Source organism: Kribbibacterium absianum (assembly GCF_030067705.1).
In the GTDB taxonomy this organism is placed as follows: Bacteria; Actinomycetota; Coriobacteriia; order Coriobacteriales; family Atopobiaceae; genus Kribbibacterium; species Kribbibacterium absianum.
The window spans coordinates 226,158-252,162 of sequence record NZ_JASJEX010000004.1 but is presented as its reverse complement, the minus strand read 5'-3'; the positions used below and the strand labels follow the sequence as shown (position 1 = coordinate 252,162).

21 protein-coding genes are annotated in these 26,005 nt (G+C 67.8%); 18 read left to right on the top strand and 3 right to left on the bottom strand.

Going from position 1 to position 26,005, the window contains the following annotated elements:
• The first annotated feature begins 12 nt into the window (after positions 1 to 12).
• The 6 genes from QJ043_RS09020 to preA all read left to right on the top strand — a co-directional run bounded on the left by QJ043_RS09020 (position 13) and on the right by preA (position 8,068).
• The gene (locus QJ043_RS09020; RefSeq protein WP_283713377.1) at positions 13 to 672 is read left to right on the top strand and encodes an amino acid ABC transporter permease; all 660 of its coding nucleotides are present in this window, start codon (positions 13 to 15) and stop codon (positions 670 to 672) included.
• Entirely contained in the window at positions 669 to 1,520 is an 852-nt protein-coding gene (locus tag QJ043_RS09015) for an amino acid ABC transporter permease (RefSeq protein ID WP_283713376.1), read from the top strand. Before QJ043_RS09020 ends, QJ043_RS09015 begins: the two co-directional genes overlap by 4 nt.
• A 63-nt stretch (positions 1,521 to 1,583) precedes the next feature.
• A complete protein-coding gene (locus QJ043_RS09010) occupies positions 1,584 to 2,336 on the top strand; it encodes an amino acid ABC transporter ATP-binding protein (protein ID WP_283713375.1) in 753 nt (250 codons plus the stop codon).
• Positions 2,337 to 2,997: 661 nt separating this feature from the next.
• A complete protein-coding gene (locus QJ043_RS09005) occupies positions 2,998 to 4,866 on the top strand; it encodes a CAP domain-containing protein (RefSeq protein ID WP_283713374.1) in 1,869 nt (622 codons plus the stop codon).
• 681 nt (positions 4,867 to 5,547) lie between these two features.
• A complete protein-coding gene (locus QJ043_RS09000) occupies positions 5,548 to 6,804 on the top strand; it encodes an FAD-dependent oxidoreductase (protein WP_283713373.1) in 1,257 nt (418 codons plus the stop codon).
• 1 nt (position 6,805) lies between these two features.
• A complete protein-coding gene (preA, locus tag QJ043_RS08995; protein ID WP_283713372.1) occupies positions 6,806 to 8,068 on the top strand; it encodes an NAD-dependent dihydropyrimidine dehydrogenase subunit PreA in 1,263 nt (420 codons plus the stop codon).
• Positions 8,069 to 8,246: 178 nt separating this feature from the next.
• Here preA and QJ043_RS08990 read toward each other — a convergent pair whose 3' ends face one another.
• Entirely contained in the window at positions 8,247 to 9,215 is a 969-nt protein-coding gene (locus tag QJ043_RS08990) for a 3-hydroxyacyl-CoA dehydrogenase (RefSeq protein WP_283713371.1), read from the bottom strand.
• Between the two features lie 211 nt (positions 9,216 to 9,426).
• Between QJ043_RS08990 and QJ043_RS08985 the strand changes: the two genes are divergently transcribed.
• The 7 genes from QJ043_RS08985 (at position 9,427) to QJ043_RS08955 (ending at position 18,245) form a co-directional block, all read left to right on the top strand.
• Entirely contained in the window at positions 9,427 to 9,837 is a 411-nt protein-coding gene (locus tag QJ043_RS08985) for a hypothetical protein (protein WP_283713370.1), read from the top strand.
• The gene (coaE, locus tag QJ043_RS08980; protein ID WP_283713369.1) at positions 9,837 to 10,469 is read left to right on the top strand and encodes a dephospho-CoA kinase; all 633 of its coding nucleotides are present in this window, start codon (positions 9,837 to 9,839) and stop codon (positions 10,467 to 10,469) included. Before QJ043_RS08985 ends, coaE begins: the two co-directional genes overlap by 1 nt.
• Positions 10,462 to 11,760: a transglycosylase SLT domain-containing protein gene (locus tag QJ043_RS08975; RefSeq protein ID WP_283713368.1), complete on the top strand. Its 1,299-nt coding sequence runs from the start codon at positions 10,462 to 10,464 to the stop codon at positions 11,758 to 11,760. The genes coaE and QJ043_RS08975 overlap by 8 nt, the downstream gene beginning before the upstream one ends.
• Complete coding sequence (gene uvrB, locus QJ043_RS08970) at positions 11,741 to 14,026, top strand: excinuclease ABC subunit UvrB (protein ID WP_430538485.1); 2,286 nt, start codon at positions 11,741 to 11,743, stop codon at positions 14,024 to 14,026. The genes QJ043_RS08975 and uvrB overlap by 20 nt, the downstream gene beginning before the upstream one ends.
• Positions 14,027 to 14,118: 92 nt before the next feature.
• A complete protein-coding gene (locus tag QJ043_RS08965; RefSeq protein ID WP_283713366.1) occupies positions 14,119 to 15,072 on the top strand; it encodes a P-loop NTPase in 954 nt (317 codons plus the stop codon).
• Between the two features lie 55 nt (positions 15,073 to 15,127).
• The gene (locus tag QJ043_RS08960) at positions 15,128 to 16,426 is read left to right on the top strand and encodes an NAD(P)/FAD-dependent oxidoreductase (RefSeq protein ID WP_283713365.1); all 1,299 of its coding nucleotides are present in this window, start codon (positions 15,128 to 15,130) and stop codon (positions 16,424 to 16,426) included.
• 94 nt (positions 16,427 to 16,520) lie between these two features.
• Positions 16,521 to 18,245 (top strand): NAD(P)/FAD-dependent oxidoreductase, encoded by a 1,725-nt coding sequence (locus QJ043_RS08955; RefSeq protein WP_283713364.1) that lies wholly within the window; start codon positions 16,521 to 16,523, stop codon positions 18,243 to 18,245.
• A 101-nt stretch (positions 18,246 to 18,346) separates the two neighbouring features.
• On the opposite strand, the gene QJ043_RS08950 is transcribed toward QJ043_RS08955, so the two are convergent.
• Positions 18,347 to 18,631, bottom strand: coding sequence for a PTS sugar transporter subunit IIB (locus tag QJ043_RS08950; protein WP_283713363.1), 285 nt, complete (start codon positions 18,629 to 18,631; stop codon positions 18,347 to 18,349).
• Between the two features lie 151 nt (positions 18,632 to 18,782).
• Between QJ043_RS08950 and QJ043_RS08945 the strand changes: the two genes are divergently transcribed.
• On the top strand, positions 18,783 to 19,403 hold the full coding sequence (locus QJ043_RS08945) for a flavodoxin family protein (protein WP_283713362.1): 621 nt from the start codon (positions 18,783 to 18,785) through the stop codon (positions 19,401 to 19,403).
• 80 nt (positions 19,404 to 19,483) lie between these two features.
• Here QJ043_RS08945 and QJ043_RS08940 read toward each other — a convergent pair whose 3' ends face one another.
• Positions 19,484 to 20,233, bottom strand: coding sequence for an SDR family NAD(P)-dependent oxidoreductase (locus QJ043_RS08940; RefSeq protein ID WP_283713361.1), 750 nt, complete (start codon positions 20,231 to 20,233; stop codon positions 19,484 to 19,486).
• 493 nt (positions 20,234 to 20,726) lie between these two features.
• Between QJ043_RS08940 and QJ043_RS08935 the strand changes: the two genes are divergently transcribed.
• From QJ043_RS08935 to ybaK, 4 genes are all read left to right on the top strand, one after another.
• Positions 20,727 to 21,611: a transporter substrate-binding domain-containing protein gene (locus tag QJ043_RS08935; protein WP_283722804.1), complete on the top strand. Its 885-nt coding sequence runs from the start codon at positions 20,727 to 20,729 to the stop codon at positions 21,609 to 21,611.
• Between the two features lie 69 nt (positions 21,612 to 21,680).
• Positions 21,681 to 24,617: an excinuclease ABC subunit UvrA gene (gene uvrA / locus QJ043_RS08930; RefSeq protein ID WP_283713359.1), complete on the top strand. Its 2,937-nt coding sequence runs from the start codon at positions 21,681 to 21,683 to the stop codon at positions 24,615 to 24,617.
• Positions 24,618 to 24,721: 104 nt separating this feature from the next.
• On the top strand, positions 24,722 to 25,420 hold the full coding sequence (locus tag QJ043_RS08925) for a DUF554 domain-containing protein (RefSeq protein WP_283713358.1): 699 nt from the start codon (positions 24,722 to 24,724) through the stop codon (positions 25,418 to 25,420).
• A 90-nt stretch (positions 25,421 to 25,510) separates the two neighbouring features.
• Positions 25,511 to 26,002, top strand: coding sequence for a Cys-tRNA(Pro) deacylase (gene ybaK, locus QJ043_RS08920; protein WP_283713357.1), 492 nt, complete (start codon positions 25,511 to 25,513; stop codon positions 26,000 to 26,002).
• Positions 26,003 to 26,005: the final 3 nt, after the last annotated feature.

Genomic DNA, 26,005 nt, shown 5'->3' with positions numbered 1-26,005 from the left:
TAAGGAGGGCTGATGCCCCTTTCGGAGCTTCTTGCCACCTATGGCGGCATGTACGTCACCGCGCTGCTCACCACCTGGAGCCTCACGGCGGTCTCGTTCCTCGGTGTGATGGTCCTGGGCCTGCTCGTCACGGTCCTGCGCGTCTGTCCCGTGAAGCCGCTCCGCGTGGTGGGGGACCTGTACGTCCAGATCTTCCGCAACATCCCCGGTATCTCGCTTCTGGTGTTCGTCGTCTACGCGCTGCCCAACCTCAACGTGGTGTGGGACTACCGCACCTGCGTGATCGTCACGGTGGTGCTCGTGGGCTCGGCGTTCGGGTCCGAGAACCTCATGAGCGGCATCAACACCATCGGGGTGGGCCAGATCGAGGCCGCCCGTTCGCTCGGCCTCACGTTCACTCAGATCCTGCGCCAGATCGTGGTGCCGCAGGCGGTGCGCTCGGCCATCCTGCCGATGACCAACCTGCTCATCGCGGTCATGCTCACCACGGCCCTCGCGTCCCAGACGCCGATGAAGCCGCCCGAGCTCACCGGCCTCGTCTCGTACATCAACACGCGCACGGTGGGCGGCATCACGCCCTTTGTGGCTTCGGCCCTTGCCTACGCCGGCACCGCCTTTGTGATCGGCTTCGTCGGCAACCGCATCGACAAGAAGGTGAGGATCATCCGATGAGCGCACCAGTTGACGTGATGTCGATGCGGGACGCGCTCTACGAGGAGCCCGGCCCCCACACCCTCCGGCGCATCCGCATCTTCACGGGCGTCTCGCTCGTTCTCGTTGCGGCGCTCGTGGGTCTCGTGATTCACCGGTTCTGCGTGACGGGGCAGCTCGACCCCAAGTATTGGTCGTTCTTCCTCAAGGGGACCACCTGGGCGTTCCTCGGCAGGGGTTTCCTCGGCACCATCGGGGTGGCCGTCACGGCCGGCGTGCTCGCCCTGCTGCTCGGCATGGTGTTCATGTTCGGGCGCATCTCCACGCACAGGCCCCTCGCCATGGTGAGCCGCGTCGTCATCGACTTCTTCCGCGGCATCCCGAGCCTTCTGCTCATCTACTTCTTCTTCCTCGTGCTGCCGCAGTACGGGGTCAAGATGACGAGCTTCTGGATGATTTGCCTGCCGGTCACGCTCACGGCCTCCGGTGTCATCGCCGAGGTGCTGCGCGCCGGCGTGAACGCGGTGCCCAAGGGCCAGTGGGAGGCCGCATACTCGCTGGGCATGCGGCGCACGCGCATCCTGTTGAAGATCGTGCTGCCGCAGGCCATGCGCATCGTGATCCCGTCGCTCATCAGCCAGCTCGTCGTCGTGGTCAAGGACACCACGCTCGGCTACGTGGTGAGCTACCCGGACATGCTGCAGAACGCCCGCGTGCTCATCACCAACTACGACGCGCTTGTGTCCGTGTACTTCGTGATCGCGATCATCTACATCCTCGTCAACTATGCGATCAACGAGCTGTCCGTGCGCCTAGCGCGCCAGTCCGGCACTAGGGTGATAGGCCGCACGAACGAGAACCCCGTCTAAGCCGAGAACCACTCCGCGCCACAGGGATGTGAGCCTTTGGCGCGCCACTTCCGAGGAGCAGTCATGACCGACACCGCCCAGACGCCCGTTATCCAGCTCAAGGACGTCAACAAGCACTACGGGCCCCTCCACGTGCTCAAGGACATCAACCTGACCGTGGACAAGGGCGAGGTGCTCGTCATCATCGGGCCCTCCGGCTCTGGCAAGTCGACGCTCTGCCGCACCATCAACCGGCTCGAGACCATCGACTCGGGCCAAATCCTCATCGAAGGCCGGCCTCTGCCGCAGGAGGGCAAGGCGCTCGCCGAGGTGCGCGCGGAGATCGGCATGGTGTTCCAGTCCTTCAACCTCTTCGCGCACCGCACGATTCTCGACAACGTGACGATGGGTCCCGTCGAGGTGCTCAAGACCCCCAAGCAGCAGGCTCAGGACGAGGCGCTCGTCCTGCTCGACCGCGTGGGTGTCAAGGAACAGGCGGCCAAGGTGCCCGCACAGCTCTCCGGTGGCCAGCAGCAGCGCGTGGCCATCGCTCGCTCGCTCGCGATGCATCCCAAGGCGATGCTCTTTGACGAGCCGACGAGCGCCCTCGACCCCGAGATGATCAACGAGGTGCTCGATGTCATGGTGGGGCTGGCCCGCGACGGCATGACGATGGTGGTCGTGACGCACGAGATGGGCTTCGCACGCCGCGTGGCGGACCGCGTGGTTTTCATGGCCGACGGCGCCATCATCGAGGAGGGCGCGCCCGAGGAGTTCTTCACGCACCCCAAGACCAAGCGGGCGCAGGAGTTCCTGGACTCCATCAAGGGGCACTAGAGGCTAGAAGCACGGCGCGACGGGCGATGTTCTCATGCGGCATGTTGCCGGGAGACTCCGCATCCTGCGAGCGCGATGCGGGGTTTTGTGGCGCGGCGGGCTCGTCGTGCCGGGTTTGCTGACATCCCGCGTGCACAATGCGAGCTTTTCGGTCGCGTAGCCAGGAAACATCGCATCCTGCGCGCACAATGAGAGCTTATCCGTCAGGCCGCCGGGTTTTCGCGCATCCTGCGCGCACACTGAGAGCTTTTCGGACCGGGTGCCGAGTTCTGTGGCGCTGCGGCCCCCTCGCGCCGGCTTTTGCCGGCATACCGCGCACAATGAGAGCTTATCCGTCAGGCCGCCGGTTTTTCGCGCATCCTGCGCGCACAATGCGGCTCTATCGGCCACGCCGCCAGAAAACCTCGCATCCCGCACGCAGGATGGGGGCCTCATCCGGTACGCACTGAGAACTCCGTTGCTCGGCGCCTCCCGCCTTCGCGGCCACGAGATGCTTGACCCCAGATGGCAGCCAGTAGACTTGACCCTCCATGGCCCGTCGCTGACGGTTGTGCCTGCCGATGCGTATCGTTCGCCAATTCATCTCGAGATGTCGATTTGAGTTAAAGCGCGCCTCAGGTACCATGACGAAGCTTGAAATAGTTTCGTGAGAGGATGTGAGATGCGAAAGCACGTGTCCATTCGTTTCCTAAGTGGCCTCTGGGCTATCGCTTTGGCGGTAATCGTGGCCGCGACCCCACGCATAGCGGTGGCCGAGGAAGGCTGGATCGGGGAACCCGGGGCTACCACCAGCCTCGGCGAGGCTCTTGCGACCGAGGACCCGGCTGCGATTCCCGCGCCGGCCGCTATCGGCGCAAACGAGACCGTCAAGATGACCGGCAAAGACCTGTACAACGTGGCACAGGAGGTCGTCGCGCTCGTCAACAGGGAGCGTGCGGCTGTCGGCGTCGCCCCGCTCGTGCTCGACGCGGCTTTGACCGATACGGCGATGCAGCGCAGCGCTGAGTTGTGGTTCTTGTTCTCGCACGACCGACCGAACGGTGCCGGTTGCTTCACCGCGTGGCCGGAGAGTCACGCGTACTACGGCATGGGAGAGAACATCGCCGCCGGATACGGCACTGCCCAGGCCGTCGTGAAGGGTTGGATGGAGAGTCCTGGCCACCGAGGCAATATCCTCAATGCCAGCTACAAATCCATCGGTGTCGGCTGCTTCAGCTGGACCGGGAATCCGATCTATTGGGTCCAGTGCTTCAGCAGCGGCTCGTCTTCTGCGAGTGCGGCGACGAGCGCGAAGACCGTTACCCGGTCTGTCGAGCTGAGCTACGACGTCTGCGGCACGTCTCAGGGTCTCAACCTCAACATGGACCCCGGGGTATACCTGTCCACACTGCGGATCGGGGACACGTTTCAGCACGAGTATGGCATTGGCACCGTCGACGGCCTCAACACGTATGCGCGCATCGACCCTTCGTGCGTGACGTGGACCAGTTCCAACAACGCGGTCGCAACGGTGGATGCCAAGGGCGTTGTGACGGCCAAGTCCCCGGGCACGGTCAAGGTCACCGGCACGCTGCCGTCCGGCCGGAGCGTGAGCAACACGTGGACAGTGCCGAAGCCGTCCGTGACCTATCGCGCCCATGCTCAAAGCTACGGGTGGATGAGCTGGGTCAAAGATGGCGCCACGGCCGGCACCGTCGGGGAGTCCAAGCGCTTGGAGGCTGTGAACATCAGGTTGGAGAACCTGCCGGATTCGTTGAGCAAGAACGTCCGGATCCGCACGCATGTGCAGACTTACGGCTGGCAGGATTGGGTTGGGCCCGACACCCTCGCTGGCACGAGCGGACAGTCCAAGCGTCTCGAAGCAGTGCAGATCCAGCTGACCGGCGAGTTGGAGAAGCTCTATGACGTCTACTATCGCACGCACGTGCAGTCCTTCGGCTGGACTGGGTGGGCCAAGAACGGTGCGTCTTGCGGGTCAGAGGGCATGTCGAAGCGCCTCGAAGGGCTTCAGGTGAAGCTGGTGCCCAAGGGGCAGGCCGCTCCCGGCAAGACCGACAGCGTCTACTATGCTCCGGTGACCGTGACCTATCAGGCTCACGCTCAGACTTTTGGGTGGATGGATTGGGTGCAGAACGGCGCAACGGCTGGTACCGAGGGAAAGGCCAAGCGACTTGAGGCCATCAAGGTCAAGCTCGTGAACGCGCCGTTCTCTGGCTCGATTCAAGCCAACGCACATGTGCAGACCTACGGCTGGAGGGACTGGGTGCCCGAGGGTGGCCTTGTCGGGACGTCCGGCCGGTCCAAACGTCTCGAGGCGGTGCAGATCAAGCTGACCGGCGAGCTAGCCAAGCGGTACGACGTGTACTATCGCGTCCATTGCCAGACCTTTGGTTGGACCGGCTGGGCTCAGAACGGCGCCAAATGCGGCAGCGCCGGCTACGGCAAGCGCTTGGAGGGCATCCAGATAAAGGTGCTCCCAAAGGGTTCGAGCGCGCCGGGGTCCACCGCGAAGGCCTTCTATCAGAAGTAGCGCGCAGCGGGGCAGCGAGCTCCCGAGCCGGGTTTGCTCCCATTTTGCGCGCAAGACGGGGTCCTATCGGCCACGCCGACGGGTTTGCCTCCAGCCTGCGCGCGCAATGCGAGCTTTTCCGGCAGGGCGCCATGACACCGCCGGACAGGCTGCGTCTTGTCTGGCACGTGGTCGAGAAACCCCGCATCCTGCGCGCACAATGCGGCCTTTTCCGTCAGGCCGCCAGGTTTGCCCGCATCCTGCACGCATAATGCGGGCTTATTGGGCTGGGTGCCAGGTTCTGTGGCGCCGCAGCCCCCTCACGCCGGATTTGCTGGCATTCTGCGCGCGCAATGCGAGCTTATCGGTCGCGTAGCCAGGAAACATCGCATCCTGCGCGCACAATGCGGCTCTATCGGCCACGCCGCCGTGAAACCCCGCATCCCGCACGCGCGATGGGCCCTTGTCCGGCATGTCCCGAGAAACCCGCTATTCCGCACGTCCGGAGCCCACCTTTGCTGTCGTGAAATGCGCGGCGCCAGACGACGGCCAGTAAACCTGTCCTAACGTAGTTGCGCCGTTTATCCGCGCACCGCCACCGCTGACAGACTTGAAGCATGGCCAAAGGCACGGCAGGGCAGCTTTGACCTGTAGGCATCCCCCTGTTTCAAACGGGTTTGAGCCACGGATGGAAGGTCAAAGATGCAAGGACTCTACGAGACCGAGTGGAAGTGCGCGTACACTCCCGCCACTGCCATGGAGGAGGCGTCGCGGTGCCTGTTGTGCCTCGACGCCCCTTGTAGCCAGGACTGTCCGGCCGGAACGGATCCCGGGAGGTTCATCCGCTCGATCCGGTTCCTCAACACCGAGGGCGCTGCGGAGACCATCCGCGAGAACAACCCGTTCGGTGCCGTCTGCGCCCGCGTGTGCCCCACGGAACGCTACTGCCAGCGCGGGTGCTCCCGGTCCGGCATCGACCGTCCCATCGACATCGGTGGCCTCCAGCGCTATGCCACCGACTACGAGGCCGCCATCAACCTCGAGGTCATGGAGCCGGGCGCCGACACGGGCAAGAAGGTCGCCATCGTGGGCTCTGGCCCTGCCGGCCTCACTGCGGCCGCCCGTCTCCGCGAGGCCGGCCATGTCGTCGACGTCTTCGAGCGCCGGTCCACACCGGGTGGCATGCTCGCTCATGGCATCCCGGCCTACCGTCTGCCCGACGACGTCGTCGCCCGCGAGATCGACCGCATCGTGGGTCTCGGCGTGACGATCACCTGCGACTTCGAGGTCACCTCCGACGACGTCGAGGGGGACCACTGCTCGATGCGCGACCTGCTCGAGAGGTACGACGCGGTCCTCGTCGACCCGGGCTTCCAGAAGCCCTTCGTGCTGCCGGTCCTGAAGGACGACCCGCGCCATGTGAGCGCACTCGAGTTCCTCGACCTCGCCCGCACGAGCAAGGGCACGATGGACCTGCCGGCCAACGTGCTCGTCATCGGCGGCGGCGACGTCGCCATGGACGTCTCGACCTCCCTCAAGCGCATGGGCGTGGCCAACGTCACGGACGTCATCTACGAGCAGAGCTGCGAGTTCCTGTGCTCCCAGGAGGAGTTGCGGGGCGCGCAGGCGGCCGGCGTCACGTTGATCGACGGCTACGTGCCGGTCGAGGCGCACGACGGCACCGTCACCTTCAAGCACCGCGTCCTCGACGCCACGCTCACCATCACGGCCGACCTCATCATCGGCGCCGTGGGCCAGCGTGTGGAAGTCTCCGGGCTCGACCTCGACGTGGCGATGCACGGCAACGAGGTTGCCACGGCGGGGCCCGCCACCAAGGACCCGCGCGTGTTCGTCACGGGCGACATCGCCCAAGGCGACAAGACCGTGGTGTGGGCGGTCCGCAAGGGCAAGGAGGCCGCCCAGGCCATCGACGAGTTCCTCACGAAGGGGGGCGAGTAGCATGAAGCAGCACGAGGACCTCTCGGTCGACTTTTTGGGCGTTCACTTTGAGAACCCCTTCTGCCTGTCCTCCTCGCCGGTGGGCAACTGCTACGACATGTGCGCCAAGGCCTACCGCACGGGTTGGGCCGGCGTCGTGTACAAGACGCTGCACCTCGACAGCTTCGTGGTGAACGAGGTGTCGCCGCGCTTCGACCAGCTCCAAAAGGAGTGCACGCCGTTCGTGGGCTTCAAGAACATGGAGCAGATCGCCGAGCACCCGCTGGACCAGGACCTCGCCGACATTCGGCGCCTCAAGGCCGAGTTCCCGCACAAGGTGCTCATCGCGTCGATCATGGCCTCCTCCGAAGCGGACTGGACCGAGATCGCGCGCAGGGCCACCGAGGCCGGCGCGGACATGCTCGAGATGAACCTCTCGTGCCCGCAGATGACGAGCCACGCGATGGGCTCCGACACCGGCCAGAACCCCGAGCTCTGCGAGCGGTACACGGCGGCTGTGAAGCGCGGGACGACGCTGCCCGTCATCGCCAAGATGACCCCGAACATCACCGACATGTGCGTGCCCGCCAAGGCCTGCGTGCGCGGCGGCGCGGACGCCATCTCTGCCATCAACACGGTGAAGTCCATCACCAACATCGACCTGGAGCAGCACGTGGGGCTGCCCATCGTGGACGGCAAGTCGTCGATCAGCGGCTACTCCGGCAAGGCCGTGAAGCCCATCGGCCTGCGGTTCATCCAGCAGATGCGCGACGACCCGGACCTCAAGGACGTGCCCATCTCGGGCATCGGCGGCATCGAGACCTGGATCGACGCGGCCGAGTACCTTCTCGTCGGCGCGACGACGCTGCAGGTGACCACCGCCGTCATGCAGTACGGCTACCGCGTGGTCGAGGACATGATCGACGGCCTCGAGCACTACCTGAGGAGCCAGGGCGTGCACCATCTGAGCGAGCTGGTGGGCCTGGCCAACGCGAACATCATCCCCGCCGAGGACCTCGACCGCAGCTACGTGGTGTACCCAGAGATCGACGAGGACGTCTGCGTGGGCTGCGGCCGCTGCGTGATCAGCTGCTATGACGGCGCGCACCAGGCCATGGTCTGGAACGACGAGACCAGAAGGCCCAGCTGCGACCACGACAAGTGCGTCGGCTGCCAGCTCTGCAACCTGGTGTGCCCGGTGAAGGCGATCCACCAGGGCGAGGTGGTCATCAAGCCAGGCCAGACCGGCGACGCCGACAAGATCGTGCTGCGCGCAGGGTTCTAGCCACCGAAGCGCACCGGGAGGCGAGCGCGGGGCGTCTGGGGCGCCCCGCCTCGTTCTGTAGTTCCGGTGTCCCGAGCGCGCCGAAAGCACAGACGCAACGTGTGGTTCTGCACTTCTCGGCGGGAAAGTGCAGAACGAGGACGTCGCCGCTCTGCCCCTCCGCTCTCGGCGCTTCGACTCAGTACCGGTAGAACCCCTGACCGGCCGCTTTGCCCGTCTCACCGGCGTCGACCTTCTCCTTGAGCATCTGTCGGATGCCCTTGAAGTTGTAGGGCGCCAGGAACCCCGGGACCTTGCAGTAGGGCTCCACGATGTTGAGCGCCGTCACGAGGCCCACCGTGTCGAGGATCTGGAACGGGCCCTTGGGCGCGCCGGTGCCGCGGACCCACGCGGTGTCGATGGACTCCGGGTCGCTCACGCCGTTCACGTAGAGGTCCATGCCGGAGAACAGGAACGGGATCAGCATCGAGTTGAGCAGGTAGCCGGCCTTCTCCTTGTGCACCGGCAGCGGCTGCATGCGGATGCTCGCGGCGAAGTCCACGACGGCCTGGAAGCTTGCGGGGCTCGTCTTGTCCTGGGCCATGACCTCGGCGATGTTGTTGTGCCAGATCGTGTTCGCGAAGTGGAGGGCCAGGTACTTCTCGGGGCGCCCGGTCCATTTGGTGAACTTGCTCGGCAGGAGGCTCGAGGAGTTGGTGACCACGATGGTCTTCTCGGGCATGAGGGGCGCGAGCCTCTTGAAGAACTCGACCTTGGCCTCCTCCTGCTCGGCCATCGACTCGATCACGAGGTCGGCGTCCGCCACGGCCGCGGCCAGGTCCAGCTCCAGCTTGAGCGATTCACGGGCATGGCGGGCCCTCTCGCGGCATGCGTCCGCGTCGAAGTCGTCCGTGTCCGCGATGCCGAGCGCCCAGACCTTGGCAGGGACGGCCTCGCCGGTCTCGCGCGCCTCGGTGAGTGCCGCCTCCATCGCGTCGATGTCGGCGAGGTAGTCCGTGAGCAGCCGGTCCAGTTTGGGCTCCGTGCGGCCGATCGAGCCCTCGCTGCGCAACCAGATGGTGACGTCGAGCCCGCAATAGGCGCTCTGGAACGCGATCTGGCTGCCGAGCACCCCGCCGCCGGCGACCGTGACCTTCTCCATGGCCATGGATGGCCCCTTTCTGCGTGTGGTGAGTCCCTTCGTTCGACGGTAGCAGGGAAGGGGAACGAGAACGCCCTTTACAAACCTGCAGCGCGTCCGGGCGCCTTTGGCTCCGTGGAAAGCGGGTGGCCCATAGCTGCGGCAACACCGTGGCTTACAATAACTGGTTCCTGTGACCATCGGGCGGCCGGCCGCCGCCGCAAGCGATAGGAGCCTCATGGCCAATGGCGGTTTCTCCCAGAAGTTCGAGCAGTGGCTCTACGGGCGCAACGGGTCCGACGACGTCGCCCGTCTCTGTGCCAACGTCGCCCTCGTCCTCGTGGTGGTCGACCTCTTCACCGGCACCCGCTGGCTGTCCGGCGTCGCCCTCTGCCTCATCGTGTACGCGCTGTACCGCGCGTTCTCCAAGGACGTGGCGGCGCGCGCCCGCGAGAACGAGGCGTTCATGTCCAAGTTGGGCCCTGCGCGTCCCTGGGTGTCGTCGCCGGTCGCAACCATCAAGGATCATAGGGACTACAAGTACATGAAGTGCCCCGATTGCGGGCAGCGGTGCCGTGTCCCCCGCGGCAAGGGCAAGGTGCGCGTCACCTGCCGCGCCTGCCACAAGAAGTTCGAGGCCAAGGCCTGATGGGCGCCTGCGTCGAGCCTCGCTACACGGTGTTCGTGGCCGGCGGCATCGCGAGCGGCAAGTCCACCGTCGCGCGGCTGCTGGAGCAACAGGGCGCGCTGCGCATCGACCTGGACGAGCTCTCCCGTGAGGTGCTCGCGCCTGGCTCGCCGTGCCTCGAGGAGGTCGCGGACGCCTTTGGCTCGGACCTGCTCGACGAGGACGGCAGCCTGGACCGCGCCCTGCTGGCGGAGCGCGCCTTCGAGACGCCCGAGGAGGCGCGCCGGCTCGAGGCCATCGAGATGCCGTACATCAAGGCGCTGCTCGGCGACCGGCTCACGGTGGTGAGCTGCTCGTCGTCACTGCCGAGCCTCGTGGCGGTGGAGGTGCCCCTGCTCGACCGCGTGGAGGACATGCTTCCGCTGGCCGACGAGGTGCTGGCCGTGACCGCGCCGCTGGCCCTGCGCCGTGAGCGGGCGGCGGGTCGCGGTCTGTCCGAGGAGGACTTCGAGGCGAGGCTCGCGAACCAGCCCACTGACGAGTACCTGCGCAGCAAGGCCACCGCGGTGATCGAGAACGACGGCACGATGAGCGACCTGCGCCGGCGCGTGGACTGGTGGCTCGCGACCCGAGAGGAGGCCGCACGTGGCTGATGTCCAGAACCCCTACGTCCCGGAACCGAACAGCCCCTACGCGTCCTCCGGGCCGTACGTCGGCGACGTGGACGACAACGACGAGTTGGACGCCGCGGCCCCCCGGCGGGCGCACCGGTCGCTCGACTCGTTGCCGCAGGTTCCCCTCGCCGACGAGCCGCCGAGCGCGACGCCGGCGGAGGCATGGAGTGCCGTCGACCCCGACGCGACCGTCATGGCGCCGGCGTCCGACACCGGTGCGACCGCTGTCCCTGCTGATGGCGCGACGACGGTCGCTGCACGTCCGGGCGCGACCACGGTGACGCCGGGTGCAGCGACCATGGTCAACTCGGACGCAGCCACGAGGGTGACCCCCGGGGGAGCGACCATGGTCAACCCGGGCGCGGCGACCGTGGCACGTCCACAGCCGGCCACGGTCGCGCAGGCTCCCAACCCGTACGCATCGCCGGTTGGGGCCGTGCCGCCGTCGGCCTCTCGCACCCAGGCGCACCCGGCTGCGGCCGTGGGCCCGTCTGCGGTCGCTGTCGACGCCCACCGCGCCGAAATGGCCCGCCGCCTCATGGACGCCGATCGCGGACTCTACGACGACTACGACGAGGGGTTCGGCGGCGCGGCCAAGGGCGGCGTGATGGTGGAGCGGTTCCTCCGCAGCCAGCACGAGAAGCTGCGCGGCACCGGGCGCAGGCAGATCAACCCCAAGCGCCTTCGCTTCTGGCGCTGGTTCCGCACCCTTCCGATTCTGCTGATGGTGCTGGCCCTCGCGTTGTCGTGGTTCTTCTCGGAGTACCCCGTCGCGAGCATCGGCCGTGTCTTCTTCCCCGTGAGCGACGCGAGCGCCATCGAGCAGGCCGCGTCAGACTACGGGGTGGACCCGGACCTTGTCGCAGCGGTCATCAAGAGCGAGAGCAATTGGGATGCCGGTGCTTTGAGCGCCGTGGGCGCCACGGGCCTCATGCAGGTGATGCCGAGCACCGCACGCGACCTGGCGGCGCGCGGCATCGTGGACGCGTCGGTCTACGACCCGAGCAACCTCACCGATCCCGCCACGAACCTCGAGTACGGCACGGCATACCTCGCGCAGCTGCTCGAGAGCACCGGGTCCACGGAGGAGGCCATCGCGGCCTACAATGCGGGGCCGGCCGCAACGACCAGCTGGAAGAGCGGGGCCTCGGACGGGGACGAGTTCTCGGACCTGATCCAGTACCCCGAGACGGCGTCCTACCTCAAGAACGTCATGTCCGCCTACGAGCAGTACCAGCGGTTATACCCAAATGGGCTCTCTGCCTCCTAGCGCAGGGCCACGCCCAGGAAAGAAGGGCCCCGTGTCCCAACCAATCGACCAGCCGGCGACGTCCGTCCCGCCCGAGCGCGTCGGCGGCGAGCTCAGGCGCTTTGGCCGCGACGACGACGGCCAGGCGCGGCTCCACGTCGTCATGCCCTACGAGCCCGCAGGCGACCAGCCCCAGGCCATCGAGAAGCTCTCCCACGGCATCGAGGAGGGCCTCCGGTACCAGACCCTGATGGGCGTCACGGGCTCCGGCAAAACGTACACGATGGCCAAGACCATCGAGGCCGTCAACCGCCCCACGCTCATCCTCGAGCCCAACAAGACCCTCGCCGCTCAAGTGGCCGCCGAGATGCGCGAGATGTTCCCGGACAACGCGGTGGTCTACTTCGTCAGCTACTACGACTACTACCAGCCCGAGGCCTACGTGCCGCAGTCGGACACCTACATCGAGAAGGACGCCTCCATCAACGAGGAGGTGGAGAAGCTCCGCCACCAGGCCACGGCCAACCTCCTCAGCCGGCGTGACGTGATCGTGGTCGCGTCCGTCTCGTGCATCTACGGCATCGGAAGCCCCGAGGACTACGCCGGCCTTGCCCCCACGGTCTCCAAGGACGAGCCGCTCGACCGCGACGACTTCATCCGGGCCCTCCTCGACATCCAGTACGACCGCAACGACCTCGACCTCCAGCGGGGCATGTTCCGCGTGCGCGGTGACTCCGTGGACGTGTTCCCGCCCTACTCGGAGCACCCGGTGCACGTGGAGTTCTTTGGCGACGAGGTGGAGCAGATCGCGGACATCGACGAGCTCACCGGCGAGGTGCTCCGCGAGTACGAGGCCCTGCCCATCTGGCCGGCGTCCCACTACGTGACCGAGCGCCCCAAGGTGAACCACGCCCTCCAGACCATCAACGACGAGCTGGTGGAGCGCGTGGCCCAGCTCAAGGAGGCGGACAAGCTGCTCGAGGCCCAGCGCCTGTCCCAGCGGACGGCCTACGACCTCGAGATGCTCGAGACCATGGGCTACTGCAACGGCATCGAGAACTACTCGCGGCACCTGGACGGTCGCAAGCCGGGCCAGCCGCCGTACACGCTCATCGACTACTTCCCCCGCGACATGCTCTGCATCGTGGACGAGAGCCACGTGACGATCCCGCAGGTGCGCGGTATGCACGAGGGCGACCGCTCCCGCAAGGTGACGCTCGTGGAGCACGGGTTCCGGCTGCCCTCCGCCCTCGACAACCGCCCGCTGCGGTTCGACGAGTTCGAGGAGCGGGTCCCGCAGTTCGTGTACGTCTCGGCCACGCCGGGCGACTACGAGGAGGCCGTGTCCCAGCAGACGGTGGAGATGATCAACCGGCCCACCGGCCTGCTCGACCCCAAGGTGGACGTGCGGCCCATCCGCGGGCAGATCGACGACCTCACCGACGAGATCCAGGAGCGCATCAAGCGCAAGGAGCGCACGTTGGTGACGACCCTCACCAAGCGCATGGCCGAGGACCTCACCGACCACTTGCTGGACCAGGGCATCCGGGTGAACTACATGCACTCCGACACGCCCACGCTCGACCGCGTGGAGATCATCCGCGACCTGCGCCAAGGGAAGATCGACGTGCTCGTGGGCATCAACCTGCTGCGCGAGGGCCTCGACATCCCGGAGGTGTCGCTCGTCGCCATTCTCGACGCAGACAAGGAGGGCTTCCTCCGCAACAAGCGGTCGCTGATCCAGACCATGGGCCGCGCCGCCCGCAACGCCGACGGCCAGGTGGTGATGTACGCCGACCGCGTGACCGACTCCATGCGCTACGCCATCGACGAGACGGAGCGGCGCCGCGCCATCCAGACCGCGTTCAACGCGGAGCACGGCATCGTGCCGAGGACCGTGCGCAAGGCGATCAACGACATCTCCGGCTTCATCGAGGAGGCGGACGCGACGCTCGGTTCCAAGACGCGCGAGCACCATGGGGAGCTGGGCCATGGGGCGTTCGTGTCGCCGGCACAGGCGGGCCCGAGTGTGGCCGAGCAGGTGGCCCAAGAGCTGTCCGAGCTGCCAAAAGCCGAGGCGGAGGCAGTACTGGCGTCGCTCGAGGAGGAGATGAAGGCGGCGAGCGAGGCCTACGACTTCGAGAAGGCCGCCTCCATCCGCGACCAGATCGTCGAGCTGCGCACGCGCCTGGAGGGCACGAGCGAGGAGGCCGTGATCGCGCGCCTCAAGTCGACGGCGCGGAAAGGGTCGAAGCACGCCACCCGACGCCACTACCACAAGAAGTGACCACGGACGCGCGAGGCCGCGAGCCCCGCGCGCCGCAAGCGGCCAAAGAAGGCCATACTCCTAGGGTGCAAACCCGCCCGAAAGGAGCTCTCATGGCCTGTGAATCCCGCGACGAGGCCGCCGCTGCCGGCAAGAACACCAACCCGCAAGCCTTTGAGGAGAACGCCCTCTCCGAGGTGCGCCATGTGATCGGCGTCGTCTCCGGCAAAGGGGGCGTGGGCAAGTCGTTCGTGTCCGTCGCGCTCGCGGCCGGCCTGCAGAAGGCCGGCGCCACCGTGGGCATCCTCGACGCGGACATCACCGGCCCGTCGATCCCGTACCTGCTCGGCCTCCGCGGCCAGCGCCTCATGTCCCTCGGCGACCTCTACCTGCCGTCCATTGCCCCCTGCGGCATCAAGGTGATGAGCTCCAACCTGCTGCTCGGACGTGAGGACGACCCGGTGCTCTGGCGCGGCCCTGTGCTCGCCGGCGCCCTGCGCCAGTTCTGGAGCCAGACCAGCTGGGGCCCGCTCGACTACCTGATCATCGACATGCCGCCGGGAACGGGCGATGTCGCGCTCACCTGCTACCAGTCGCTGCCGATGGACGGCGTGGTCATCGTGTCGTCCCCGCAGGACATCGTCTCGATGATCGTGACCAAGGCCGTCAAGATGGCCGCGCGCATGGACATCGGCGTGCTCGGCATCGTCGAGAACCTCAGTTATCTCGTCAGCCCCACCGATGGCGCGGAGATCGACCTCTTCGGCCCGTCGCACCTCAAGCGCGACGCCGAGCTGTGCGGTGTGGACGCGCTCGACCGGCTGCCCATCGAGCCTGCGCTTGCCGAGGCCTGCGACCAGGGACGTCTCGCCGACGCCCTGCCCGACGACTACCTTCCGGGCACCGTTGCCCGGGCCCTGATGCTCGAGGCCGTCCCGGCTCCGGTGCCCGACCTCGCGGCCATGGACGCGCGACTCGATGCCTACCGCGACTCGTTGGGGCTCGTCGATGGTGTTCCCGAGGGCATGGAGGAGCGCGACGCCACTCCCGACGAGGAGCCCTTCTAGCCCTGGCGCCTGGTTCCCACGGGTCCGTCTCGCTCACTGCCTGAAAGGAATGATCATGGCCAAGGCCGGGTCTGCGAAGGGGCGGCGCCTGCACGCGCAGGCGGTCGCACGACGGGCGGCAGCTGCCGTGGCGGTTCCTGACCGCTGCGACGTGCTCGTCGTCGGGGCTGGCGCGTCCGGCTGTGCCGCAGCTCTCGGCGCCGCCCAGGAGCGCCCCGGGGCGACCGTGGTCCTTCTCGACGCCAGCGACCAGATCGCCCGGCCTGTCCTCGCCACGGGCAACGGGCGGTGCAACCTGTCCAACGAGGACCTCGACCCGTGCTGGTACAACGACCCCGCGTTCGTCCGCGCGGTGATGGGGCCCGAGCCGGAACAGGAGGTGGGGCGCCTCTTCGCGGGCCTCGGCCTTATCACGGCGCACGAGGAGGGGCGCATCTACCCCCACAGCCGCTGCGCCTCGAGCGTCCAGGGGGCGCTCGTCAACGGGCTGGTCGAGAGGAGTGTGGTCCTCGGTACCCTCCGGCCGGTTGCGGAGGTCGAGCCTCTCGGCTCCGGCGCCCGCGTCACCTTCGAGGAGCGTTTTCGAGAAGCGCAGGGCGGGTGGGCGCGCCGGCGCATCGATGCCGCCGCCGTCGTCCTGGCGCCCGGTGCGCCGACCGGCCTTCCGGCACAGCTCGGGCTCCCGACCGTGCCGTGGGCGCCGGTCCTTTGCCCGGTGGCCGTGGACTCGCCGCTCCCGGCCCTGTGGGACGGCCACCGGAGCCCGTGCCGGCTCACGCTGCTGCGGGACGGCGCGGCGGTGGCGGTTGAGGAGGGCGAGGCGCTGTTCCGCCCGGGCTGCGTCTCGGGCATCGCCGCCATGAACCTGTCGCGGGTCGCGAAGCCCGGCGACGTCCTGTCGGTCGACCTCGTGCCAGGAGTGCCGGCCGCGTCCTTGGCGCGCCTCATCGCGGACGTCGACCGCAGGCTTCCCGACGAGCGCCGCTCCCATCGGCTTGACGCTCTGGTCGACCCGGTCATCGGCGCCACGCTGGCCGGTCGGTCCTCCGACCCCGTCGACGTGGCCCGCGAGCTCAAGGCGCTCGACATGCCGGTCACCGGCCTCGCGCACACCGAGCACGCCCAGGTGCAGCGCGGCGGCGTCATCGTGGACGCCGTCGACCCCGTGACGATGGCGGTCGCGGGCAGGCCGGGGCTCTTCATGTGCGGCGAGGCGCTCGACGTCGACGGCGCGTGCGGCGGCTACAACCTTGCGTTCGCGTGGCTCTCGGGGCTCCGGGCGGGACGCGCTGCGGCCCGGTTCGCAAAAGGCGAGGGCCGCCGCAGAGACGGCGCAATGCTTGACCAAGCCTGACCGTGCCGCTGCGTTAGCGCTCCCTCGATGAGGGATACAACAACAGGGGAGTCTCTCCGCACACCTGAAAGGGGAGACCCGTTGGGAGGCACGCGTGCTGGAGGTCCCGAACATAGCGGTTCATCTCGGCCGTATCGACGTCACGGACCCGGCGTCGGAGGCTCGGGAGGTGCGACGCGCCGCCGCGAAGCGGCTCGGCCTCAAACCCCGCGATGTCAACGAGGCCCGCGTGCTGCGTCGCTCCATCGACGCCCGGCGCGGCCATGAGGTGCGCCTCATCTACACGGCCGCGGTCTCCCTCAAGGGCGGCGCCTCGGCGGAGCGCGCGCTGCTTGCCGGCCTGGAGCGCCGCCATCGCGAGCAGGACGCCCGGCCGTGGGAGGAGACCGTGCCCACGTGGCCGGAGGCGCGCCCCTGCGACGCGCGGCCGGTGGTGGTCGGTGCCGGGTGCGCCGGCCTGTTCTGCGCGCTCGCCTTGGCCGAGGCGGGCCTCCGCCCGGTGCTCATCGAGCGCGGCGACGACGTCGATCGGCGCTCCCAGCACGTCGCCCGCTTCAACGAGACGGGGCGCCTCGACACGGAGTCCAACATCCAGTTCGGCCTCGGCGGCGCCGGCACGTTCTCGGACGGCAAGCTCGCCACGGGCACCAAGAGCCCGCTGCACCGCCTCGTGCTCGAGACGTTCGTCCAGGCGGGGGCGCCGGCGGACATCCTCGTGGACGCCAAGCCCCACGTTGGGTCGGACCTGTTGCCCGGCATCGTCGCCCGAATCGTCGGGCGCATTCGCTCCCTTGGCGGGGAGGTGCGGTTCCGGTGCCGTCTGACCGGCCTAGAGACCGCGGGCACCGGGGACGCGCGGCGCGTTGTCGGCGTCCGCGTGGTCGAGCGCGGTGAGAGCCCTTCGGGTCGGCAGCCAAACATCGAGGACGCGGCCTTCGACATCGCGCCGGGCGTGGAGCGCGAGGAGCGCATCGCGGCCGGGGGCGTGGTGCTTGCCACCGGGCATTCTGCTCGGGACGTGTTCGAGCTGCTGCGCGACTGCGGGGCCGTGCTCGAGCGCAAGACCTTCGCGATGGGCGTGCGCATCGAGCACCTGCAGGCGCAGGTCGACGAGTGCCAGTACGGGCCGGCCGCCGGCAACCCGCTGCTCGGCGCCGCGCCGTACAAGCTCGTGTCGCGCGTCGCGGGCGGCCGGAGCGCGTACAGCTTCTGCATGTGCCCCGGCGGCGAGGTGGTCGCGGCGGCGAGCGAGCCATGGGGCGTGGTCACCAACGGCATGAGCCTGAGCGCCCGGGCCGGCCTCAACGCGAACGCCGGGCTGCTCGTCAACGTGAATCCCAGCGACCTGCCCGGCGAGGACGTGCTGGCGGGCGTGGCGCTGCAGCGCGAGTGCGAGCAGGCCGCCTATCGCATGGGCGGGGGCGCCTTCCGGGCACCCGCCCAGTTGGTGGGGGACTTTCTGCAGCGGGTCGCGTCAAGCGGCCCGGGGCACGTACAGCCCACCTATCCGCGCGGTGTGACCTGGGGCGAGGTGGACGGTTGCCTTCCGGGGTACGTGACCGACGCGCTTCGCGCCAACCTCCCGCTCATGGCCAAGAAGCTCCGCTGCTTCGCGGACCCGGAGGCCGTGCTCACCGGGGTGGAGAGCCGCTCCAGCTCGCCGGTGCGCGTCGTGCGCGGGCCGGACGGACAGGCGCCGACGCTCGCAGGGCTGTTCCCGTGCGGCGAGGGCGCCGGTTACGCTGGCGGCATCATGAGCGCGGCGACGGACGGCATCGAGACGGCCCGGTCGCTCGTCGCGTGGCTCGCCGAGGAGTAGGGTCGGGACGGCGTCGCCCCGCTTGCGCCCTCTAAGACGAACAACGAGGCCGCACCCGACAGGCGCAGCCTCGTTGCAGGGGTCGATGGCTCGCGGCGCGCCTACTTGTCGCGCACCACGTCCACGAGCTTGTCCAGCTCGGCGTCCTGGCCCATGCCGGTGAGGAACGCCACGCCGTTGAACACCGGCACCTTGAACTTGTCGTCGGTCTTGACGATGGCGATGTAGGCGTCGGCGTCGCGAAGGGCCGGCTTGAGCCCGGTGATCTCCACCGCCTCCACGTTGGCGTCGACCCCGCGCTGGGCGAGCAGGCGCTCCACCTTGCTCGCGACGGTCTGGGACGTGACGATGCCGGACCCGCAGGCGACGACGATCTTGGCTGCCATGGATGAACCTCCTTAAGCCCCGGACGTCCGGGGCCGACTGTTGCAACCGGATCAGTCTAGCAGGGTCATTTGTTTGAAGCGGGGCTGTAAGCGGCTAGGATGAGGGGCTGCGACCGTTTCGCGAAGACCCTGAAATCACCGGAGGCGATCCATGAAGGTCCTCATGCTCAACGGCAGCCCGCACCTCAAGGGCTGCACCTACACCGCGCTGGCGGAGGTCGCCAACGCGCTCTCCAAGGAGGGCGTTGAGTCCACCATCGTCAACGTGGCGCAGGAGCCCGTGCAGGGTTGCCTGGGGTGCCGGCTGTGCCGCCGCACCGGGCTCTGCACCTGCGACGACGTCGTCAACCGCCTGATCCCGCTCCTGTCGGACCACGACGCCCTCGTGGTGGGCTCGCCGGTGTACTACTCGGGGCCCAACGGCGCGCTGTGCGCCGTGCTCGACCGGCTCTTCTACGCGGCCAGCGGCAAGCTCTCCTACAAGCCCGCCGCGTCCGTGTGCAGCGCCCGCCGCGCCGGGACCACGGCCACGCTCGAACGCCTCAACCAGTACTTCCTGATCAACAACATGCTGGTGGTGGGGTCGGACTACTGGAACATGGTCCACGGCAACAGCCCCGCGGAGGTGCGCCAGGACGAGGAGGGCATGCACGTGATGCGGAACCTCGGGCACAACCTGGCCTGGACGCTGCGCCTGTTGGAGGCCGGCAAGGAGAACGGCGTCCAGCGCACGCTGCACGAGCCGGCGGTCCAGACCAACTTCATCCGATAAGAAAAGGGGACACCCGATGCTGCACCGGGTGTCCCTCTGTTTTTGGGCCGGGTGACCCATCGAAGACGCGGGACCTGAGCCTAGACCTGCGTCGCTCCGTCGACGGGCAGCACCGCGCCGGTGATGTAGCTGGCCCTGTCGCTCGCCAGGAAGACGTAGGCGTTGGCGACCTCCTCCGGCTGGCCCGGACGGCCGAGCGGGATGGTGGACGAGATGCGCTGCACCAGCTCCTCCGGCAGCGCGGTGAGCATGTCGGTGGCGGTGACGCCCGGTGCCACGGCGTTCACGCGGATCTGGTGCTTGCCCAGCTCGCGCGCCAGCGACTTGGTCATGCCGTTGACGGCGAACTTGGACGTGGGATAGCCCACGCCCGACGGCTGGCCGTAGGTGCCCACCATCGAGCTGGTGTTGAGGATCACGCCGCCGGTGCCCTGGTCCACCATGATGCGGGCCGCGGCCTGGCAACCGTTGAACACCGACTTGACGTTGATGTCCATGACCTTCTCGAACTCCTCCGGCGTGTAGTCGACCAGCGGGGTGCGCTGGGAGATACCGGCGTTGTTCACCATGATGTCGATGGAGCCCCAGTCGCGGCGCACCTCGTCGAGCAGCTCTTGGATCTCGGCCTCGACGGTGAGGTCGGGAGCGGCGCCCTTGATCGGCGCGTCCGGGTCCTCGTCGAGGATCGCCCTGACGGCCTTGTCGGCGGTCTCCTGACGGGAGCCGCAGACCACCACCTTGGCGCCCTCGGCGAGCATGCCCTTGGCGATCGCGAAGCCGATGCCGCGGGTGCCGCCGGTGATGACGGCCACCTTTCCTTCGAGAAGCATGGTCTCTCCTTTCTTTGGTTTCCTGAGACACTGTTGAAATGATGCCCAATGGGCTCTGTCCGTTGTCAACGTCGTTGCGCACGAAAGGCAACCAGGAGCGGGGGAGCGGCGCATCCTCGCACCTGACTCCCTCGATATGTCCAGTACCTGTGAAGAAAAGCGAAACTGTCACCGAGAAATCTGAACGCATATTCAGAAACGTCTATTCCCCGCCTGTGGCACCGCTGCGGCGACCGTGTGCGCATCGTTGCTGGTAGGGTGCCTTGAATTCAGGATGAGAAATCATTCGATGCGAACCTCTATGCATCGACCTATACATTGGGACTGCTAAAAAACCGATAAACGCAACCTGTGTCCGCATTTGACCTTTTATTCAGCACGGTTTAACATGCGCTTCAGGAGACCGGGTCGCTCTGGACTCTGGATCCTCTCTGAAGGGAACGGCGCCATGTGTGCAGCGCGCGGACGCACCGCATCGCCAGTGCTTCAGAAGATGAGCCGCCGGAGCTTCCTCTCTGGTGTGGGTCACCTGTCGGCGACTTTCTCGGCCATGGCTTTGGCGGGGTCGGCGGCGGGGCTCTCGCTCGCGTCGTGCCGGCGCTCGGACTCCCTGCTCGAACAGGCGGGCGTCAGCAGCGACTCGTTGCGCGTGGGGCTCGACTTCTCGCGGCCGCCCTTTGAGGCCCTCGTCGACGCGGCCACGCCGGGCGCGGTGGAGCTCGACGGCGAGGAGGACTACGGCGCCGGCTTCAACGTGGCCGTGCTCGAGAAGGTCTCCGGCGTCCTCGGCGTGCCGGTGCACTTCGTGGACATCCCGCTGGTGAGCCTCTCCTCGTGCCTCGAGAAGGGCTACATCGACGTCGTCGCGTCGTCCTTCTTCAACGGCAACGATGGCGGCTCTCTGTCCTACTCCGACCCCTACAGCAGCTACGACCTCGCCGTCGTGTGCCGGGCGGACTCCGCCTACGCCGACGCCCGCACGGTCGCGGACCTTGCGGGTGCGCGCATGGGGACGCGGGACTCCTCGGACCTCGAGCGCGTGGTCCAGAAGCTGCCCGGCGTCGTCGAAATGGTGGTCCCCGGCCGTCGCAGCGAGCCCCTCTCGATGGTGCAGGCCGGGGAGCTCGACGCCACCGTGGTGGCGCGTCGCTCCTTCGAGTCGGTGGACGCGGACCTGCCGGACCTCGTGTGCGCGCCGATCCCCTCGAGCGAGCTCTGTGCCGACGAGACCGGGCTTCGGATGGCCGTCCGCAACGAGGACGCCGAGCTGCTCGGGCTGCTCAACGGCGCGCTCGGTGGCCTTGGCGACGCCGAGTTGGACGAGATGTGGTCCGATGCTGTGGTTCTGTGGAAGGACGCGGCGACCTCCTACATTTGAGTACAATTGTTCGTCCATGGCTCGGAACGGGTCTGTGGACGAACTCTACTCAGCAGGAGGAACCAACCAGTGGCGTCTGACGCGATCGTCATTCACGGTGCCCGCGAGCACAACCTCAAGGACATAGACCTCGAGATCCCCCGCGACGAGCTCGTCGTCGTGACCGGCATCTCCGGTTCCGGCAAGAGCTCTCTGGCCTTCGACACCATCTATGCCGAAGGGCAGCGCCGCTATGTGGAGAGCCTCTCCAGCTACGCGCGCATGTTCCTCGGCCAGATGGACAAGCCGGACCTCGACTCCATCGACGGCCTGTCGCCGGCTGTCTCCATCGACCAGAAGACCACCTCCAAGAACCCCCGCTCCACGGTGGGCACGGTCACCGAGATCTACGACTACCTGCGCCTGCTCTTCGCGCGCGTGGGCACGCCCCACTGCCCGGAGTGCGGCCGCGTGATCGAGAAGCAGACCACGGACCAGGTGGTGGACAAGATCCTCGAGGCCGGCGACGGGCGCCGCGCCTATCTGCTGGCCCCGGTGGTGCTCGGACGCAAGGGCGAGTTCACCAAGCTCTTCGGCGACCTCAAGCGCGAGGGCTTCGCCCGCGTGCGCGTGGACGGCGAGGTGCGCGACCTGGACGACGAGATCGTCCTCGACAAGAAGTTCAAGCACACCATCGAGGTGGTGGTGGACCGCGTCGTGATCCGCGCGTCGGGCCGCAGCCGCATCGCGGAGGCGGTCGAGACGGCCACGCGCATCGCCGGCGGCAAAGTGGGCGCGTGGCTCCTGGAGGGCCGCGACGACCCCGAGGCAGAGCCTGCGGAGCTGCTCCAGTACTCGCTGGCATTGGCGTGCCCCGAGCACGGCCACTCAATGGACGACCTCCAGCCCCGCGACTTCTCGTTCAACGCCCCCTACGGCGCCTGCCCGGACTGCGACGGGCTCGGCGTCCGGCGCGTCGTGGACGCCGAGGCGCTCATCGAGGACCCCGAGAAGTCGGTCGCCGAGGGCGTGTTCGGCTCGTTCTTCGGGCGCTCCAACTACTACCCGCAGATCTTCTCGGCCGTGTGCCGCCATTACGGCGAGAGCCCGGACACCCCGTGGAAGGACCTGCCCAAGAAGGTGCAGAAGGCGCTGCTCGAGGGCATGGGGCGCACCAAGGTCCGCGTGGACTACAAGACCCGCGACGGGCGCAACACCCACTGGATGACGACCTTCTCCGGGGTGCGCGCCATCCTCTTCGAGAAGTACAGCGAGACCTCCAACGACAACGTCAAGGCGCGGCTCGAGAGGTACATCCGCGAGGAGCCCTGCGCGAGCTGCGGCGGCGCGCGCCTCAAGCCGGAGGTGCTCGCCGTCACGGTGGGCGACAAGTCCATCTGGGACGTCTGCCGGATGAGCTGCCGTCAGGCGCTCGAGTTCTTCGAGGGCCTCGAGCTCACGGAACGCCAGCGCTTCATCGGCGCGCGCATCGTGCGCGAGATCGTCGAGCGCCTCAGGTTCCTGGTGGACGTGGGCCTCGACTACCTCACGCTCTCCCGCGCGAGCGCGACCTTGTCCGGCGGCGAGGCGCAGCGCATCCGCCTGGCCACGCAGATCGGCGCCGGCCTCATGGGCGTCCTCTACATCCTCGACGAGCCGTCGATCGGCCTGCACCAGCGCGACAACGACCGCTTGATCCACACGCTCGAGCGCTTGCGCGACCTCGGCAACACGGTGATCGTGGTGGAGCATGACGAGGACACCATCCGCGCGGCGGACTATGTGGTCGACATGGGCCCCGGTGCGGGCGAGCTGGGCGGCGACGTCGTGTGCGCCGGCACGCCCGACGAGGTCATGGCGTGCCCCGACTCGCTGACCGGTGCGTACTTGTCCGGCCGGAAGGTCATAGGGCTGCCCGAGACGCGCCGCGAGCCGCACAAGGGCTCCCTCAAGATCACCGGCGCGCGCCACCACAACCTCAAGAACGTCACCGCAGAGATCCCTCTCGGCACATTGACGGTGGTCACCGGCGTCTCCGGATCGGGGAAGTCATCGCTCGTCACGGACACGCTGGCCCCCGCGCTCACCAACCAGGTGCAGCGGTCGCAGCGTCCGGTGGGGGAGTACGACACCTTGGAGGGCGTGGACCTCATCGACAAGGTCATCGACATCGACCAGTCGCCGATCGGCCGTACGCCGCGCTCCAACCCTGCCACCTACATCGGCCTTTGGGACGACCTCAGGGCCCTCTTCGCGTCCACGCCCGAGAGCCGCCTGCGCGGCTACAGCCCCGGGCGCTTCTCGTTCAACGTCCCCGGCGGCCGCTGCGAGGCCTGCAAGGGCGACGGCCAGATCAAGATCGAGATGAACTTCCTGCCGGACGTCTATGTGCCCTGCGAGGTCTGCGGCGGCAAGCGCTACAACCGCGAGACCCTCGAGGTCACCTACCACGGCAAGACCATCGCCGACGTGCTCGACATGACCGTGCACGAGGCGCTCGCGTTCTTCGGCGCGATCCCGGTGATCAAGAACAAGCTGCAGACGCTGTTCGACGTCGGCCTGGGCTACGTGCGCTTGGGCCAGCCGGCCACGACGCTCTCCGGCGGCGAGGCCCAGCGCGTCAAGCTCGCCAAGGAGCTCCACCGCAAGCAGACCGGCAGGACGTTCTACATCCTCGACGAGCCCACCACCGGGCTCTCCTTTGACGACGTGCGCCAGCTGTTGGACGTGCTCCAGCGCTTGGTGGACGCCGGCAACACGGTGCTCGTGATCGAGCACAACCTCGACGTGGTCAAGGTCGCGGACCGGATCATCGACCTCGGGCCGGGCGGCGGGGACCGCGGCGGGGAGGTGGTGGCCGTGGGCACCCCCGAGGAGGTGGCTGCCAACCCGGCGTCCGAGACCGGGCGATTCTTGGGGCCCGTGCTCGAGCGCACCCGGGAGTTCCAGGCGCACCTGGCCGAGGAGGCCATGCAGGCGGCGGAGCCGGACGCCATCGAGCTGCCGGCGGAGCCGCCGGTGTCGTAGGCGAGAAGGGCGCCCCGGGCGCCCTTCTTTTTTGCCGGCCGGCCGCCAGTCGGCGGTACAATCCCCTGCGTTTGGAACTTCCGAGGCAGAGGGGACGAGGCCCCGTGGTCATTGTCGGCGCGCTGATCAACGGTCTGCTCACAGTGGCCGGTGGGACGGCGGGGCTCCTGCTACGGCGCTTCGTCTCGCAGTCGCTCGGCGACCTCCTCATGGAGGCCCTCGGCCTCTGCGTGATCTTCGTGGCGGTGCAGGGCATGGTCGGCGACGTGGACGCCCTCGTCGTGATCGTCAGCATCGTGGTCGGGACCCTTGTCGGCACCGCTGCCGACATTGACGGGCAGGTGCAGCGGCTCGGCGACTGGGTGCAGGGACGGCTCACGCGGCGGTTCTCCCGCAGCGCCGCGCTCGGGCGCTTCTCGGAGGGCTTCGTCTCGTCGACGCTCTTCACCTGCACAGGGGCCATGGCCATCGTCGGGTCCATCCAGAGCGGGCTCGAGCTGGACCACACCACGCTCATCGCGAAGGGCGTCATCGACATGGTCGTGGTCGTGGTGATGGCGGCCTCGCTCGGCGTCGGCGTCCCGTTCTCGGGGCTCTGCGTGTTCGCCTACGAGGGGCTGCTCAGCCTGCTCGTCGGCCTGCTGTCGCCGGTGCTCACGGACGTCACGGTGGCCCGCATGACGGTCACGGGGTCGCTCTTGCTGCTCGCCGTGGGACTCAACATGCTCGGCGTCACGAGGATCAAGGTGGCGAACCTGGTGCCGGCCGCGTTCGTGCCCTTGTTGCTCGTCTGGTGGGTCTGAGCGCCGACGCCCCAGGTCCGTGCGCCCGGTCGGCCGCCATGTGCTAAACCGGACACTCCGAGAAACGAGGACGCGACACCCGGAGGGCCCATGCCAAAGCGCCCCAAGCTGCAGAAGACCAACGCGATGCGCGAGCTGGACAGCGCCGGCATCGCGTACGAGGCGCTCGAGTACGATCCCGACGCCGTGGGCGACGACTACGGCCTCGGCGTGTCGCGGCTGCTCGGAGAGGACCCGGACACCGCGTTCAAGACCCTCGTCTGCACAGGCTCGGACGGCCCCGTGGTGTGCTGCATCCCGGTGTCGCAGGAGCTGGACCTCAAGAAGGCCGCCGCAGCGGCGGGCGAGAAGCGCCTGGAGCTGCTTCACGTGCGGGATCTCGAGCCGCTGACGGGCTATGTTCGTGGAGGGTGCTCGCCCATCGGGATGAGAAAGCGCCTCCCCACTATCATTGATGAGGCCGCGCTGTTGTTCGACGCGGTGTCGGTCTCCGGGGGTCGCCGCGGCCTGTCGCTCGTGCTGAACCCCGAGGAGCTTGTCGGATTCGTCGAGGCCACCGTGGCCGACATCACACGAGAGTGAGCG

Bases quoted from the DNA above. Each gene is read 5' to 3' on its own strand.
- QJ043_RS09020 (WP_283713377.1), top strand. From the start codon at position 13: ATGCCCCTTTCGGAGCTTCTTGCCACCTATGGCGGCATGTACGTCACC.
- QJ043_RS09015 (WP_283713376.1), top strand. From the start codon at position 669: ATGAGCGCACCAGTTGACGTGATGTCGATGCGGGACGCGCTCTACGAG.
- QJ043_RS09010 (WP_283713375.1), top strand. From the start codon at position 1,584: ATGACCGACACCGCCCAGACGCCCGTTATCCAGCTCAAGGACGTCAAC.
- QJ043_RS09005 (WP_283713374.1), top strand. From the start codon at position 2,998: ATGCGAAAGCACGTGTCCATTCGTTTCCTAAGTGGCCTCTGGGCTATC.
- QJ043_RS09000 (WP_283713373.1), top strand. From the start codon at position 5,548: ATGCAAGGACTCTACGAGACCGAGTGGAAGTGCGCGTACACTCCCGCC.
- preA (WP_283713372.1), top strand. From the start codon at position 6,806: ATGAAGCAGCACGAGGACCTCTCGGTCGACTTTTTGGGCGTTCACTTT.
- QJ043_RS08990 (WP_283713371.1), bottom strand. From the start codon at position 9,215: ATGGCCATGGAGAAGGTCACGGTCGCCGGCGGCGGGGTGCTCGGCAGC.
- QJ043_RS08985 (WP_283713370.1), top strand. From the start codon at position 9,427: ATGGCCAATGGCGGTTTCTCCCAGAAGTTCGAGCAGTGGCTCTACGGG.
- coaE (WP_283713369.1), top strand. From the start codon at position 9,837: ATGGGCGCCTGCGTCGAGCCTCGCTACACGGTGTTCGTGGCCGGCGGC.
- uvrB (WP_430538485.1), top strand. From the start codon at position 11,741: ATGGGCTCTCTGCCTCCTAGCGCAGGGCCACGCCCAGGAAAGAAGGGC.
- QJ043_RS08965 (WP_283713366.1), top strand. From the start codon at position 14,119: ATGGCCTGTGAATCCCGCGACGAGGCCGCCGCTGCCGGCAAGAACACC.
- QJ043_RS08960 (WP_283713365.1), top strand. From the start codon at position 15,128: ATGGCCAAGGCCGGGTCTGCGAAGGGGCGGCGCCTGCACGCGCAGGCG.
- QJ043_RS08950 (WP_283713363.1), bottom strand. From the start codon at position 18,631: ATGGCAGCCAAGATCGTCGTCGCCTGCGGGTCCGGCATCGTCACGTCC.
- QJ043_RS08945 (WP_283713362.1), top strand. From the start codon at position 18,783: ATGAAGGTCCTCATGCTCAACGGCAGCCCGCACCTCAAGGGCTGCACC.
- QJ043_RS08940 (WP_283713361.1), bottom strand. From the start codon at position 20,233: ATGCTTCTCGAAGGAAAGGTGGCCGTCATCACCGGCGGCACCCGCGGC.
- QJ043_RS08935 (WP_283722804.1), top strand. From the start codon at position 20,727: ATGAGCCGCCGGAGCTTCCTCTCTGGTGTGGGTCACCTGTCGGCGACT.
- ybaK (WP_283713357.1), top strand. From the start codon at position 25,511: ATGCCAAAGCGCCCCAAGCTGCAGAAGACCAACGCGATGCGCGAGCTG.